Raw genomic sequence first — 15,422 nt, 5'->3', positions numbered from 1 at the left:
GTTTGCAAAAGTCTAGTCGACTGCCAGGCGCGAGCGGCGGTGACTGGTCTGGAGCTCCGGATAACCGGTGAGCATCAGCTTGTCGGCACGCACGCCCCAGCTCTCCAGGCGATCGAGGAAGCTCATGCCGAGCAAGTTGGTCTTCATCTGACCGCGCGGCACGACGAGGGCGGGGACCGATTTCTCGACGAGGTGGCCGACCGAGAGGCGGTCGATCGTGAGGCGAGCCGCCTTGGTGCGACCGCCCGCGGTTTCGAGATCGACGTCGTATTCGAGCATCTCGAGCGGCAGCCCGATCGCTTTCGCAGTCTCCCAGGTCAGCACCACCGAAGTCGCGCCGGTGTCGATGACCATCGGTGCGGCCACGCCGTTGATCTTCGCGCGCAGCGCGAATTCGCCGCCTTGGCCGCGCTGAATCTGCACCGCGGGGGCGGGCGCTGCGGTCTGCGTGCGAAAGATATGCGAGACCTTGCTGCTCGCCCGCGCGATCTGGTCGGAATCGCCATAAGCGACGACGGCACCTGCCGTGCAGGCAAGCATAATGAGAACGAGCAGGAACCGGATCATTGCGCACCTGCCGATGCGCTCAGGCCGGTCAGGTGCGTTCCGGCGACCCCGCGACGGGCGCAAGTCCAGCCTGATTCATGCGCGCCGGCAACAGCGCCATGACGGCGAGTCGTTCCGCGCTCTCCATGGCGTGCCAGCGCGCGATCTCCGGCAATGTACGTCCGCAGCCGAAGCACAGCCTGGTCTTGGGATCGATCATGCAGACGGCCACGCACGGCGTTTCTTTGCTCATTCGGACATAGTGGCGGATGGTCAGGCATGTCTGCAAGCATCTCGTTACGAGCCCGTACCTGCGCTCATGATCGGCTTGCGACGGGGCCGGCGCTTCTCGTCCGCTACCGCGGAACTCTCGGGTTGGAGCGGCGGAGAATCATCCGACATCGGCGCCAGCGCGCTCATCACGCGCTCGGGCGGGAAGGTGACGATCACTTCGGTGCCGATGCGCAGCTTCGATTTCAGCGTGAACGTGCCGCCATGCAGATCGATCAGATTCTTGGCGATCGGCAGGCCGAGACCGGCGCCCTGTTCGGCCGATTTGATCGAGTTGGAGCCTTGGCCGAACGAGGCCAGCACGACCGGGATCTCGTCTTCGGGGATTCCGGAGCCGGTATCCTTCACCGAGAGATATTGTCCGCCTGAGGCCGTCCAGCCCGCCTTGAGCCAGATCTCGCCGCCTTGTGGGGTAAACTTGATCGAGTTGGAGAGCAGATTGAGCACGACCTGGCGGATCGCGCGCTCGTCGGCCCACAGCCGCGGCATCGCCTGCTCGAACACCTCGTGGATGGTGATGCCGCGGCTCGAGGCGCGCAGCTTCATCAGATGATGGCAGTCGGCGACGATGCCGACCAGCGAGACCGCTTCCTCATTGAGCTCGTAGCGGCCGGCCTCGATCCGCGACAGATCGAGGATCTCGTTGATGAGGTTGAGCAGGTGGACGCCGGAATTGTGGATGTCGGCCGAGTACTCCTTGTAGACCGGCACGGCATGCGCGCCGAAAATCTCGCTCTTCATCACCTCGGAGAAGCCGAGGATCGCGTTGAGCGGCGTGCGCAGTTCGTGGCTCATCTGCGCCAGAAAGCGCGACTTCGCGACATTGGCGGATTCGGCGCGGTGGCGCGCTTCGTCCGAGATCGCCTTGGCTTGTTCGAGCTCGCCGATCAGCGCGTCCTTCTCGGCCCGCGCCTCGAGCGTGGCGAAGGTCGAAGAATGCAGGCGGTGAGCCAGCAGCACGAAATAGCCTTCGGCGGCGACGGCGAGCGCGGCCAGGATGTAATTGTCCAGCGAGCCGGTCATCACGAAGCTCAGCGCCATCGCGACCGCGACCGGCGCGGTGGCGGCAAGGGCGGCGATCGGCAGATTGGCGGCCAGCATGCTCGATACTGCGATCACCAGCAGCATCAGGAACATCATCAGCGATTCCGTGATCATGTCGAGCACGGGATGGATCAGGATCGCCATCCAGCAAAGGCCATAGAGCAGGTCGAGCACGACGAAGCGCGTCTGCCATGTGCGCGTTGCCGCGGGCGAGGCGGGCTCGGCCAGGAAGCGGTGGCAGCTGCGGATCATCGCGGCATGGATGCAAAGCATGCCGGCGGTCCAGGCGGCGGCCGGGATCGGCTGCATCCACAGCCCAAACAGCACGCCCGTCGCGACCACAAGCAGCATTACGACATAGGAGGCCGACAGCCGGGTCTGGGCGTAATGGCGCAGCATCTCGGCGTCGAAGGCCGGCCGGGTTCCACTGGTCGACGTTAACTTGTCGCGCGCCTCGCGCACCCGCTGTGCCGCGGCCCGGCGATGGCTCGCCGACGGCACGCTCACCGGCTCGGCCGGAAGCTGCACAACCTCGGGCTTTTCAGCGGGTTTACTCATCGCACAACAACAATTCCTGCCCGCGCGGGACGGGCCTTCTGCATTGTCTATCTCTGGCAAGAAATCCTTAAGAGGTGACTTAAGGAGCTAAAGAATTACGTTAACCCGGCGTTAATTTTGGATCCGGCGTGAGCCGCTCAATGCAGCGCCGCGTGCTGCGCGATGTACACCACGGCGCCCGCCAGATAGCCGGCGAGCGCGGGAACGGCGATGCGGCGGGCGTACCAGAGGAACTCGATGCGCTCGAGCCCCATGGCCGCGACGCCCGCGGCCGAGCCGATGATCAGGATCGAACCGCCGGTGCCGGCGCAATAGGCGATGAACTCCCAGAGGAAGCTGTCGGGTGGATAACGCGCCAGGTCGTACATGCCCATGGTCGCGGCGACCAGCGGCACGTTGTCGATGACGGCGCTGAGCAGCCCGAGCACGATCACGATGATGTCCTGTCGGCCGATCGTGGTGTCCAGCCATTTGGCCACCATAGAGAGCACGCCGGCATGTTCGAGGCTGGCGACGGCGAGCAAAATGCCGAGGAAGAACACGATCGAGCCCATGTCGATCCGCGTCAGCGCATTGGCAAGCGTGAGCGGACCACGGACATGCTCATCCTTGTTGCGATGAACGATCTCGCCGACCAACCACACGATGCCGAGCCCGAGCAGGACACCCATGAAGGGCGGCAGGTGCGTGACCGTCTTGAAGGCGGGCACCGCGATCAGTACGCCGAGTCCGAGATAGAACATCACATTCCGCTCGAACGGATCGACACTTTGCAATCCGTCCTCTTTCGGCGGCGGTGCGATGGTCTTGCCCTTGAGCGAAAAGCTGATGAATGCGAGCGGCACCAGCAGGTTGAGCAGCGAGGGCAGGAACACCGCGCCCATGATATTCACCGGCGAAATCTGTCCGCCGATCCACAGCATGGTCGTGGTGACGTCGCCGATCACGGTCCATGCACCGCCGGCATTTGCGGCGATGACGATGAGCGAGGCAAACAGCAGGCGGTCGTCGCGCTTGGCGATCAACCGCTGGATCAGCGAGACCATGACAATGGTGGTGGTCAGATTGTCGAGAATGGCACTGAGGAAGAAGGTCACGAAGCCAATCAGCCATATCAGACGGACCTGGCTCGTCGTGCTGATGCGGGAGGTGATGACCTCGAAACCGTCATGGGCGTCGATGACCTCGACGATGGTCATCGCGCCAATCAAGAAGAACACGATCTGCGCGGTGGCGGCGACGGACTCATCGAGCTGACGACCGACCAGCGTGTGGTCTCCCGTCGCGAGCGCATAGATTGTCCAGAGCACGCCTGCGCCGAGTAGCGCAGACGCGCTCTTGTTCACCCCGATAGGATGCTCAAGCGCGATCGCCGCATAGGCGAGGACGAAAATTGCGGCGAGTGCGATCAGCAAGGCAGGATCACTTCGTCAGGTGTCAGCGATTGAGGCGCGCGAGCAGGCTCGACGTATCCCAGCGCTTGCCGCCCATCTTCTCGACCTCGGAATAGAACTGGTCGACCAGCGCGGTCACCGGCAAATTGGCGCCATTGCGACGGGCTTCGGCGAGCGAGATCGAGAGATCCTTGCGCATCCATTCGACCGCGAAGCCGAAATCGTATTTGTCGTCGTTCATGGTCTTATAGCGGTTCTCCATCTGCCAGGACTGCGCGGCGCCCTTTGAGATGGTTTCGATCACGGCCGCGACGTCAAGGCCGCTTTTCTTGGCGAAGTGAATACCCTCGGAGAGGCCCTGGACGAGGCCGGCGATGCAGATCTGGTTGACCATTTTGGTCAGCTGGCCGGAGCCTGCGGGCCCGAGCAATTTGCACATCCGCGCATAGGCGCCTGTGATGATCGGCTCGGCGCCGGCATAGGCGTCCTGCGCGCCGCCGCACATCACCGTCAGCACGCCGTTCTCGGCACCGGCCTGGCCGCCGGACACGGGTGCGTCAATGAACTTGAAGCCGGCCTTGGTGGCGGCCGCATCGAGCTCACGGGCGACCTCGGCGGAAGCGGTGGTGTGGTCGACGAAGGTCGCACCCTTCTGCATGCCGGCAAACGCGCCGTCGGCACCGATCGTGACCGCGCGCAGATCGTTGTCGTTGCCGACGCAGCACATCACGAAATCCTGGCCCTCGGCTGCGGCCTTCGGGGTCGCCGCGGTCTTGCCGCCGAACTTGTCCGCCCACTCCTTCGCCTTGGCCGCGGTGCGGTTGTAGACGGTGACCTCATGGCCCCCTTTTTTCACGAGGTGTCCGGCCATGGGGAAGCCCATCACGCCGAGACCGAGGAAAGCGACTTTAGCCATCTGTGGTACCTTGTCCGTAGTTTGGGTTTTACGGTTCTTGCCGGGCGAGGGGCGCCCGGTTCCGCCATTGCGGCAGATCGGGCGCACCATAAACCCTTGAGGCCGGAGGGCAACGGCTTCGTTTGGCCCCCGCCTGTGCTAGGATGGCGGACCTAAGGACTTCAAAAAAAGGGAGCAAAGGCATGGGCGGCGTAAGCGTGGGCGTGCTCGATCATTTCAACATCCGGACCCGGAATCTGGCCGAGACCGTCCGTTTCTATGAGGACGTGCTGGGCCTGGAAAAAGGCGCCCGGCCGAATTTCGCCTTCCCCGGCGCCTGGATGTACAGCGAGGGTAAGCCGGTGGTGCACCTCGTCGATATTTCTCCGACTGCCGAGCCACAAAAGCCGGATTCCGGCGTTGTCCACCATGTCGCCTTCGCCAGCCGCGGGTTCGACGGCATGAAGCAGCGGCTGGCCTCAAAGGGGATGACGTTCGACTCCCGCCAGGTGCCCGGCGGTGAACTCTGGCAGATCTTCGTTCACGACCCCAACGGGGTCATGATCGAGCTGAATTATGAGGCGGCGCTGGAGCAGGGCGCGGCGCCCGCCGAGATGGCTGACGATATCGGCAGGCAGTAGCCTTTTGGCCGTTTCCGCTCTAATGGGGCATCTTGAATTCTAGGAGATGCGCTTTGAGCGTGACGCAGCAACAGGTTCTCGACAGCCTCGCCAGGATCAAGTCGCCCCGCGGGGTCGCGCTCACCAATGCCAACGTGCTGAGCGCGATCAGCGCGGCCGACGGCAAGGTGTTCTTCTCGATCAATGTCGATGCCGCCGAGGCGCGCGCCTGGGAATCCGTCCGGGCCGAGGCCGAAGCTGCTGTGCGCGCGATTCCCGGCGTCACCACCGTCATGGTGGCGCTGACCGCCGAGCGCAAGGCCGGCGCGGCGCCACCACCGCCGCCAACTCCCAGCCGCGGCACGCCGGGCGTGCAGCCGGTCCACGCCCACAAGCCGCCGCCACAGGGCGGCGCCCAATCGCCGATGGCGCGGCAGTCCGAGATTCCGGGCGTCGCTGCCGTGATCGCGGTCGCCTCGGGCAAGGGCGGCGTCGGCAAGTCCACCACCGCCCTCAATCTTGCGCTGGGCCTGCGCGATCTCGGCCTCAAGGTCGGGCTGCTCGATGCCGACATCTACGGTCCCTCGGTGCCCCGGCTGACGGGTCTGCATGAGAAGCCGGAGCTGGATGGCGAGCGCAAGATGATTCCGCTCAGGCGCTTTGGCTTGGCCATCATGTCGATCGGCTTCCTGGTGGAGGAAGAGACCGCGATGATCTGGCGCGGACCGATGGTGATGTCGGCGGTGACGCAGATGCTGCGCGACGTCGCATGGGGCCAGCTCGACGTCCTAGTCGTGGACATGCCGCCAGGCACCGGTGATGCCCAGCTCACGCTGGCGCAGAACGTCCCCTTGAAGGGGGCCGTGATCGTCTCGACTCCGCAGGACCTGTCCCTGATCGACGCGAGGCGGGGGCTTGCGATGTTCAAGAAGGTCAACGTGCCCGTGCTCGGCATCGTCGAGAACATGAGCTATTTCCAGTGCCCGCAATGCGGCACGAAATCCGACATTTTCGGCCATGGCGGCGCGCGCCACGAGGCCGAGAAGCTCGGGGTGCCGTTCCTGGGCGAGATCCCCCTGCACATGGCGATTCGCGCCACCTCGGATGCCGGCACGCCCGTGGTGGACAGCGAACCGGGTGGTCCTCATGCGGCGATCTACCGCGCCATTGCGGGACAGGTGCGGGACCAGCTCAAGGGCGTCATCGCCGCAGCCTGAGCGGATCCAAACCAAAATCAATACTTTGGGGACATGCGACTTTCGTAGAGCCCTGTCATGCCAATGTCGCGTTTCGAAAGCGGGGCTTCCGTGTTAAAGGCCCACGGCAGTCAAGCCCCTTCGGTTCGACGCGGCCCAAGAACGCGTCGCCGGAATGAGCGGCAGCAAAGAGGAAGTTAGGGGAAACGCCCCAACAAGGAGAGACTAAAGATGAAGCGTCGTGATTTCCTGAAAGTGTCGGCAGTCGGTGCGGCGGCGACCGCCGCGGTAGCCTCGCCGGCGATCGCGCAGTCCTCGCCCGAGATCAAGTGGCGCCTGACGTCGAGCTTCCCGAAGTCGCTCGACACCATCTATGGCGGTGCCGAGCAGATGGCGAAGTACGTCGCCGAGATGACCGACAACAAGTTTCAGATCCAGGTCTTCCAGGCGGGTGAAATCGTTCCGGGCCTGCAGGCGCTGGATGCGACGCAGAAGGGCACCGTCGAGATGTGCCACACGGTGTCGTATTACTACGTCGGCAAAGACCCGACCTTCGCGATCTTCGCATCGGTGCCTTTCGGCCTGAACGCACGCCAGCAGAATTCCTGGCTGTACCAAGGCGGCGGCAACGAACTCGCCAACGAGTTTTTCAAGAAGTCGAACGTGGTCGGCTTCCCCTGCGGCAACACCGGCACCCAGATGGGCGGCTGGTTCCGCAAGGAGATCAAGACCGTTGCCGACCTCTCGGGCCTCAAGATGCGCATCGGCGGCATCGCCGGTCAGGTGCTCCAGAAGGTCGGCGTGGTGCCGCAGCAGCTCGCCGGTGGCGACATCTATCCGTCGCTCGAGAAGGGCACCATCGACGCCGCCGAATGGGTCGGTCCCTACGATGACGAGAAGCTCGGCTTCGCCAAGGTCGCCAAGTACTACTACTACCCGGGTTTCTGGGAAGGTGGTCCGACCGTTCACGCCTTCGCCAACATCGATAAGTGGAACGAACTGCCGAAGAACTATCAGGCGATCCTCACCAACGCGACCGTCAACACCAACACCTGGATGGCCGCGCGCTACGACATGGTGAACCCCGGCGCCCTGAAGCGTCTGGTCGCCGGCGGAACGCAGCTTCGCCCCTTCACCAACGAAGTTCTGGAAGCCTGTCTCAAGGCGACCAACGAATTGTGGGGCGAGATCTCGGCCAAGAATCCCGACTTCAAGAAGTCGATCGACGCCATGCAGGCCTACCGCTCCGACGAATATCTGTGGTGGCAGGTCGCCGAATACACCTACGACAGCTTCATGATCCGCTCGCGCACCCGCGGCTGATCTTCGCAAGAACTCGGAAGGCGACACGCCCGGTCTCGTTCGCGAGGCCGGGCTTTTTCTTTGGGACGACGTGATCGGAAAAGGCGAGGCGGAAGCCGCCGAGCGGCGGTGTCGCCGGGGGACGGGCGGGGCCTCCAACAAAAAATCTGAAAAACAACCCCATGCACAGTAGACGAGGGGTGAGAGGACAGGGCGTTGCGAGTGCAGCCAAACGCTTGATGCGATGGAGCTAATTGGGGACAGGCCCGAGCATCGCGCGGTCGATGGCAACTTCGCTTTTTTGGCAGCTAAAGCGGGGCAGGCGCGCGTGCTTCAGCGAGACCGTTTGACTCGTCGGGCAAAACAGTGGCATAAAGGCATTGTCGTAAAATCCGAAATTGTTGGCTTGGGTGGCTCCTCGCGCTCGTCACGCGTCGGAAGTCTCTCGGGGCTGTTGTACGCCCGGACCTTCCCGTCCATGAGTCAACACGGCCTCGGCAGCAGCTTCGTCGATGGCCGCCATCACCTCAGCGGTTGCAGAATGATGGATCATGTGTCCCGCTCGGTCGATCCGGCGCAATTTGCTCTGCTTGATCTCGCTATGCAGCCTAACCGACTGCTTGATATCGATCAGGCGATCGTCCTGGCCCGCGATAATGATCGTGGGCATCTCGAGTTCTGCATAAGTCTTCGAACCTGAGAATGCGGCGGGGATCAACATCGTCGCTTCGGCCGCTGTGGCCCGCATCTGTGATGGGCGGAGCGCCATTTCTTTCGGAAAGCCCGCGAACTTGCTCGGGACCGGCCGGGGGCCAAACAGCTTGCGCAAGATCGCGGGCCACATCATCCGACCGGCTAGCGGCGAAATCGTATAGCTGATGAGGTCCCCGAGCACCGGTAGGGCGGACAGCACTGACGCCGCGCTGTCCGAGCGGGGAGTCGGGAAATAATAACCCGAGGCCAGCACGAGAGCCTGCACGAACGAAGGATGTCTTGTCGCCAACGCAACCGCAACCGACGCTCCCCACGAATGGCCAAGGACGATCGCTTGAGAGACGCCGAGCTGATCGAGCGCCTTCTTGAACAGGTCCGCCTGGGGATCCGGAGTCCAGACGACGTGCCTCGGCCGCGAGCTATGCCCAAAACCGGGACGATCGAACACGATGACCCTGTAGTTCTCGGCTGCGAGATCGATCAATCCACTCGAGTCGAAATCCTGGACCATGCTGCCATTGCCGTGAAACAAAACCAGCGGCTTGCCCCTGCCGCGTTCCAAATAGTGCAGGCGAACGCCCTCGACGTCGATGAACCGCCCCTGCGGAGGATTATCGCGTTGCGCTTTGTTCGCGAGCCGCCGGTTCATGATTGCGGTAGCCGCGATGAGGGTACCTGCGGCAGCAAACGCGGTGGCGCCCGGATGTCGCGTGATGGCGGTCAGGCTGTCGGATAGAAGGGAGCTGGAACGTGTTTGTCGTGCAACCCGCATGTGCATTACCTTAGGTGGTCTGCACGACGCCCCATCAAATGAGAAATGTTGCAGCTGAGTTGAACGGTTCGCCGGGGTGTTCGTTCCTTGGCAGGATCGATGCGGCGCCGGCGGCGAGGCCCAAGGAGGCAAACGTCCGCCATACGCGACCTCATCCGCACGTGCCCTGATTGGCTTACAGGAACCTGACGGAAGGGAGCGGCCGGCCCGGCCTGCTGCTTTTTCGCTGGCCGAGATGCCCCGGATGGTGGAAGAGATCGAAGATGCGGCGCGAGCCGTGCGGTGATACCGGAACATCCCGCGGGAAAATGCGATGCGCCTTCTGATCGTCGAAGACAATGCCGAGCTGTCGCGGCTGGTTGCCGGCGGGCTGTCGGCGGCCGGCTATGAGAGCGACATCGTCGGCAGCGCCGCCGAGGCGCGCGAAGCCGTGAGCAGCGTCAGCTATGCCGCGATGATCCTGGACCTTGGACTACCCGACGGCGATGGCCTGTCGGTGCTGCGCGAGCTGCGCCGGCAGATGGAGCCCTTGCCGGTTCTGGTGCTGACCGCGCGCGGCGGCTTGCAGGATCGCGTCAGCGGCCTGCGCAGCGGCGCCGACGACTATCTCGCAAAACCGTTCGCGATGGAGGAGCTGGTGGCGCGGCTGGAGGCGATCCTGCGCCGTCCGGGCCAGTTGCTCGGCCGCTCGCTGCGCCTCGCCAACCTCGTCTATGACACCGAAAGCCGCCAGATCTTCGTCGACGACCAGCCGCGCATCATCTCCGCGCGCGAGACCTCGGTGCTTGAGATCCTGCTGCGCCGGCAGGGGCGGGTGGTGCCGAAGAAGAACGTCGAGGACCACATCTTCGGGCTCGACGGCGAGGTCGCCTCCAACGCGGTCGAGGTCTACGTCTCGCGGCTGCGCAAGCAGCTCGCCGAGCATGGCGCCAAGGTCGTGATCCACACCATCCGTGGCGTCGGCTATCTCATGGCCGAGGAGAAATAGCGTGGCCCGGATCGGACCTCACGCCGGATTACGCGCCGGGGTCCGTGCGAGGTCGCCGACGTTCAAATCGCTGATCTGGCGCATCGTGTTCCTGCACATCGTGGCGGTCGCGGTGGTCGCGATTTTCCTGCCGCTGGTGCTGTTCTGGCTGCTCAATTCCGAGATCGACCAGCTGCATCGCGATGCCATGCGCGCGCAGGCCGAGGTGTTGGCCGAGCGCATCGTCGCCCAGCCCGACGGGCTGTTGACGTTCAACCTGCCGGACAGTCTCAAGGGCCTTTATTCGGAAGCCTATGGCCGCTACCAGTACGACATTCGCGATGCCGAGGGACATCTGCTGTTCTCGTCGCGGCGCAAGACCGGCGCTGCCACGACCGCACCGCCGCTCTCCGAGACGATTTCCGGCGCCGGTGTCACCCGCACCATTGACGGCAAGGTGATACGCATTCGCGTCGCGGAGGACCTCGGGCACCGCGACGTCATCATCGACGATATCGTGTCGAACTTCTTCCGGCGGGTCGGGTGGATCACCATTCCGATCCTGCTGGTCCTGCTCGCCATCGACATCATCATCTTTCGCCGCGCTGTCGCGCCGCTGTGGAAGGCCTCCGAGGAGGCGAGCAATATCGGCCCGGCGCGCACCGACATCCGCCTGCCGACGGAGCAGATCCCGCGCGAAATCATGCCGCTCGTCATCGCCGTCAACCAGGCGCTCGACCGCCTCGAGGATGGCTTTCGGGTGCAGCGGCAGTTCACCGCCGACGCCGCGCATCAGTTGCGCACGCCGCTCGCGATCCTGCGCACGCGGATCGAGACGCTCGGCGACGGCGCCGCGAGGCAGGCGCTGCATGCGGATATCGAGGGCATGAGCCGCATCGTCGTGCAGCTGCTGGAGATCGCTGAACTCGACACGCTGGTGCTCGATCCCGGCGAGACCGCGGATTTGCGCGCGGTCTGCGCCGAGGTGGTCGGGTCGATCGCGCCGCTCGCGATCGCGCAGCACAAGGATATCGCGCTGAGGGGCACCGAGGCACCGGTACTGATCCACGGCAATTCCGTGATGCTCCAGCGCGCGATCTTCAACCTCGCCGAAAACGCCATCAAGTTCACGGCAAAGGACACGTCGGTCGATGTCGATGTGAGCGCGGACGGTGCGGTGCACGTGCGCGATTACGGCCCGGGAATTGCGGAAGCCGAGCGCGAATTGATCTTCCACCGCTTCTGGCGCGCCGACCGCCAGCGCAGTGACGGCGCCGGCCTCGGGCTTTCGATCGTGCGCGCCGTCGCGGATGATCACGCGGCGACGGTTGCGGTGGAGAATCGTCCGGGCGGCGGCGCGCAGTTCACGCTGCGGTTCAGGCTGGCGAATGGCGTGCAGCCAGCCGGCCCCAATCCGGCGGCCGGAGCGGCGGCAGCCTGAACCTGCGCCGTCTCGATGGCGACGTGTGGTCGCCAGGCGTCCAACGGGTCTGCACCACTTCGTGCTCCGTCTTCCGATCACCGGCTATCGATCTAAGCCTAAAGTCGTAGGACCCGATGGCGCGGGAGCTGAGCATTTTCATCCCTCACATCGTGAGGGATGGAAATCGGACGAGACATGTTCCATGCTGGCCTCCAAGCCTCAGCAAGAAGGCCCACCGTCACAATCCATCAGGGTAGGAAATCATGAAAAGACGAGACTTTATCAAGGTCACCGGGCTTGGTGCGGCGGGTGTCGCCACGCTCGCCGCTCCAGCGATCGCGCAGACGACGCCCGAGATCAAATGGCGCATGCCGACGAGCTGGCCGAAATCACTCGATACGCTCTATGGCGGCGCCGAGATGATGGCCAAGATGGTCGCGGAAGCGACCGACAACAAATTCCAGATTCAGACATTTGCCGGCGGCGAGATCGTGCCGGGCCTTCAGGTGCTCGATGCCGTGCAGAACGGCACCTGCGAAATCGGCCACACTGCGTCCTACTATTATTTTGGCAAGGACCCGACCTTCACCTTCGGATCGGCGGTGCCGTTCGGACCGAACATGCGCATCAACCAGGCCTGGTACACACTCGGCGGCGGCAGGGACATCCTCAACGAGTTCTACAAGAAGTACAACGTCGTCTCGCTGCTTGCCGGCAATACCGGCTGTCAGATGGGTGGCTGGTTCCGCAAGGAGGTCAAGACTCCCCAGGACTTCAGCGGATTGAAATTCCGCATCGGGGGCTTCGCCGGAAAAGTGATGGCCAAACTCGGCGCGGTGCCGCAGCAGATCGCCGGAGGCGACATTTATCCGGCGCTCGAGAAAGGTACCATCGACGCTGCCGAATGGGTCGGACCTTATGACGACGAGAAGCTCGGCTTCGTCAAGGTCGCGCCGCATTATTACTTCCCGGGTTGGTGGGAAGGCGGGCCAATGCTTCTCGCCTTCGTCAACCAGGACAAGTGGAATGCGCTGCCGAAGCACTATCAGAGCATCCTCGAGCAGGCGGGTCACTATGCCAACAATTGGATGATGGCGAAGTACGACCAGGCCAATCCACCGGCGTTGCGGCGCCTGCTCGCGGCCGGCGCCAAGCTGCATCCGTTCTCGCCCGAGGTCATGCAGGCCTGCTTCAAGGCGTCAAAGGAGCTGCACACCGAAGTCTCGGCCAGCAATCCGGACTTCAAGAAGGTCTACGAATCGCTGACCGCGTTCTCGAACAACGGATATCAGTGGTTCCAGGTCGCCGAAGTCGGCTATGACAACTTCATGGCGCGCAACTCGCAGAGCTGATCGCAGGGCGCGATCCGCCAAACGAAAGAACCCGGAGCGAAAGCTCCGGGTTCTTTTTTGCAGGCGGGCCGGGCGCTATTGCTTCGGCTGGCCGAAGTCGAGCGGCGGCAGATCGATCTGGGGAATGTCGATCTTGATGCTGTTGGGATCGACGGTGGACTGCACGCCCTTGTAGTGCATCACCATCGACGGGAACATGATCACGAGCAGCACCATGATCATCTGGATCACGACGAACGGCACCGCACCCCAATAGATCTGTCCCGTCGTGACCGGCTCCATGCGCTTGCCCGTGACGCGATCGGTATAGCGCTCCTTCGGCGCGACCGAGCGCAAATAGAACAGCGCAAATCCGAATGGCGGGTGCATGAACGACGTCTGCATGTTGACGCCGAGGATGACGCCGAACCAGATCAGGTCAATCCCGAGATGCTCGGCAGCCGGCCCGAGCAACGGGATCACGATGAAAGCGAGTTCGAAGAAGTCGAGGAAGAACGCCAGCACGAACACGAAGGCGTTGACGAAGATCAGGAAGCCGACCTGGCCGCCTGGCAGGGAGGTCAGCAGGTGCTCGACCCAGACGTGGCCGCTGACACCGTAGAAGGTGAGCGAGAACACGCGTGCCCCGACCAGGATGAAGACGACGAACGCGGACAGCTTCGCCGTCGATTCGGTGGCCTGACGGATCAGGTCCCAGGTCAGCCGCCGCTTCGCGGCTCCGAGAATGAGGGCGCCGGCTGCACCCATGGCGCCGCCTTCGGTGGGCGTCGCGACACCGATGAAGATCGTGCCCAGCACTAGGAAGATCAGGAACAGCGGCGGCACCATGACGAAGGTGGTCTGTTGCGCCATCTTCGAGAGGAAACGGAAGCCCGTCAGCTTGTCGAGGACCCAGTTCGCGATGGCGACGAAGAACGCGAAGAGGATGCCGAAGAACATGCTGAGCACGACGAAGTCGGCGCCGTGTGTCTCCGAGTTCCGCATCATGAACCAGCCGAAGACGCAGCTCGCCAGGAACAGCACGCCGAGCGACTTGAGTCCGCGGTCGCCGCTCTCCTCGCGGAAACCGATCGCTTCCTTCGGCAGGCCCGGGGCGGCGTTCGGGAAAATCATGGTCACGAGGAACGCGTAACTTGCATAGAGGCCGGCGAGCACCAGGCCCGGAATGAACGCGCCCTCGTACATGTCGCCGACCGACTTGCCGAGCTGGTCGGCCATCACGATCAGGACGAGCGACGGCGGAATGATCTGCGCCAGCGTGCCGGAGGCCGCGATGATGCCGGTCGCTACGCGGCGGTCGTAGCCGTAGCGCAGCATGATCGGCAGCGAGATCAGGCCCATCGAGATCACCGAGGCCGCCACAACGCCGGTCGTCGCCGCAAGCAGGGCGCCGACGAACACCACCGCGTAGGCGAGGCCGCCGCGGATGGTGCCGAACAACTGGCCGATGGTGTCGAGCAGATCCTCAGCCATGCCGGAGCGCTCGAGGACCAGTCCCATGAAGGTGAAGAAGGGAATGGCGAGCAGCGTGTCGTTGTTCATCACGCCATAGACGCGCTCGGGCAGCGCCTGGAGAAAGTCCGGGTGGAATTGCCCGAGTTCGACGCCGATGATTGCGAAGAAGAGGCCGACGGCGCCGAGCGAAAATGCAGCCGGGTAGCCGAGCAGCAGCACGATCACCAGCGTCGCGAACATGATTGGCGCCATATTGGCGACGATAAACGCGGTCATTGAATCCCCCTACGATGCCGCTTGGCGATCACTTCTGTTCGATCGCTTCAACGAGGTGCTCGACTTCGGCCTCCAGCGCCGAAATCTGCGACTCGTGGGGATCCGGTATCATGCCGCGCATGATGGCGATCCGCTTGATCAGTTCGGAGACGCCTTGAACAAGCAGGAACGCGAATCCGATCATGATGAGCGACTTGGCCGGCCATTGCGGCAGGCCGCCCGCATTGCCGGATTGCTCGTTGATCTGAAGCGAGCGCAGGAAGAACGGTATTCCGGTCACGATCATGACAACGGTCAGCGGGATCAGGAAGAAGATGTGCCCGATGATGTCGATGATGTTGCGAGCCCGCTTCGGCATCATGCTGTTGAAGATGTCGATCCGGATGTGCTCGTTGTCGAGCAGCGTCCAGGACGCGCACAGCAGGAACACGATGCTGAAAAGCACCCATTGCAGCTCGAGCCACGAGTTGGAGGACGTGTCCAACGTCTTCCGAATGATCGCATTCACCGCCGAGATGACGACGGCGAGCAGGATCAGCCAAGCCAGACGCTTGCCCGTCCAACGTGTGAACGCGTCAATTCCATTGCTCAGCTTCAGGAGCGCTTGCAAGATTAGT

The 15,422-nt window shown here is 63.3% G+C and carries 14 protein-coding genes; 6 read left to right on the top strand and 8 right to left on the bottom strand.

Annotated elements, in window-relative coordinates; genetic code table 11:
- Window positions 1-12: 12 nt before the first annotated feature.
- From AC0L27_RS06885 to AC0L27_RS06865, 5 genes are all read right to left on the bottom strand, one after another.
- The gene (locus AC0L27_RS06885; RefSeq protein WP_275167471.1) at window positions 13-567 is read right to left on the bottom strand and encodes a TIGR02281 family clan AA aspartic protease; all 555 of its coding nucleotides are present in this window, start codon (window positions 565-567) and stop codon (window positions 13-15) included.
- Window positions 568-595: 28 nt separating this feature from the next.
- Complete coding sequence (locus AC0L27_RS06880; RefSeq protein ID WP_354204363.1) at window positions 596-799, bottom strand: DUF1289 domain-containing protein; 204 nt, start codon at window positions 797-799, stop codon at window positions 596-598.
- 44 nt (window positions 800-843) lie between these two features.
- Entirely contained in the window at window positions 844-2,439 is a 1,596-nt protein-coding gene (locus AC0L27_RS06875) for a sensor histidine kinase (RefSeq protein ID WP_275167470.1), read from the bottom strand.
- A gap of 137 nt (window positions 2,440-2,576) precedes the next feature.
- Entirely contained in the window at window positions 2,577-3,854 is a 1,278-nt protein-coding gene (nhaD, locus tag AC0L27_RS06870; RefSeq protein ID WP_354204361.1) for a sodium:proton antiporter NhaD, read from the bottom strand.
- 22 nt (window positions 3,855-3,876) lie between these two features.
- Entirely contained in the window at window positions 3,877-4,749 is an 873-nt protein-coding gene (locus tag AC0L27_RS06865) for an NAD(P)-dependent oxidoreductase (RefSeq protein WP_354204359.1), read from the bottom strand.
- Between the two features lie 182 nt (window positions 4,750-4,931).
- On the opposite strand from AC0L27_RS06865, the gene AC0L27_RS06860 reads away from it, so the two are divergent.
- The 3 genes from AC0L27_RS06860 (at window position 4,932) to AC0L27_RS06850 (ending at window position 7,867) form a co-directional block, all read left to right on the top strand.
- Complete coding sequence (locus AC0L27_RS06860) at window positions 4,932-5,369, top strand: VOC family protein (protein ID WP_275167467.1); 438 nt, start codon at window positions 4,932-4,934, stop codon at window positions 5,367-5,369.
- 53 nt (window positions 5,370-5,422) lie between these two features.
- A complete protein-coding gene (locus AC0L27_RS06855) occupies window positions 5,423-6,565 on the top strand; it encodes an Mrp/NBP35 family ATP-binding protein (RefSeq protein ID WP_354204356.1) in 1,143 nt (380 codons plus the stop codon).
- 210 nt (window positions 6,566-6,775) lie between these two features.
- Window positions 6,776-7,867, top strand: coding sequence for a TRAP transporter substrate-binding protein (locus AC0L27_RS06850; RefSeq protein WP_473318161.1), 1,092 nt, complete (start codon window positions 6,776-6,778; stop codon window positions 7,865-7,867).
- 406 nt (window positions 7,868-8,273) lie between these two features.
- On the opposite strand, the gene AC0L27_RS06845 is transcribed toward AC0L27_RS06850, so the two are convergent.
- Window positions 8,274-9,332: an alpha/beta fold hydrolase gene (locus AC0L27_RS06845; RefSeq protein ID WP_354204354.1), complete on the bottom strand. Its 1,059-nt coding sequence runs from the start codon at window positions 9,330-9,332 to the stop codon at window positions 8,274-8,276.
- Between the two features lie 313 nt (window positions 9,333-9,645).
- On the opposite strand from AC0L27_RS06845, the gene AC0L27_RS06840 reads away from it, so the two are divergent.
- From AC0L27_RS06840 to AC0L27_RS06830, 3 genes are all read left to right on the top strand, one after another.
- Window positions 9,646-10,320: a response regulator transcription factor gene (locus AC0L27_RS06840; protein WP_007592584.1), complete on the top strand. Its 675-nt coding sequence runs from the start codon at window positions 9,646-9,648 to the stop codon at window positions 10,318-10,320.
- Between the two features lies 1 nt (window position 10,321).
- Entirely contained in the window at window positions 10,322-11,740 is a 1,419-nt protein-coding gene (locus tag AC0L27_RS06835) for a sensor histidine kinase (RefSeq protein ID WP_354204352.1), read from the top strand.
- A 245-nt stretch (window positions 11,741-11,985) separates the two neighbouring features.
- The gene (locus AC0L27_RS06830) at window positions 11,986-13,074 is read left to right on the top strand and encodes a TRAP transporter substrate-binding protein (protein WP_275167462.1); all 1,089 of its coding nucleotides are present in this window, start codon (window positions 11,986-11,988) and stop codon (window positions 13,072-13,074) included.
- Window positions 13,075-13,149: 75 nt separating this feature from the next.
- On the opposite strand, the gene AC0L27_RS06825 is transcribed toward AC0L27_RS06830, so the two are convergent.
- Together AC0L27_RS06825 and AC0L27_RS06820 are read right to left on the bottom strand one after the other, a co-directional pair.
- On the bottom strand, window positions 13,150-14,805 hold the full coding sequence (locus tag AC0L27_RS06825) for a TRAP transporter large permease (RefSeq protein ID WP_354204350.1): 1,656 nt from the start codon (window positions 14,803-14,805) through the stop codon (window positions 13,150-13,152).
- Between the two features lie 28 nt (window positions 14,806-14,833).
- Window positions 14,834-15,415: a TRAP transporter small permease subunit gene (locus AC0L27_RS06820; RefSeq protein ID WP_354204348.1), complete on the bottom strand. Its 582-nt coding sequence runs from the start codon at window positions 15,413-15,415 to the stop codon at window positions 14,834-14,836.
- Window positions 15,416-15,422 lie beyond the last annotated feature (7 nt).

The sequence above is a fragment of the Bradyrhizobium sp. Ken51 genome, assembly GCF_055807435.1.
This window is presented reverse-complemented; position numbering and strand designations above follow the sequence as displayed.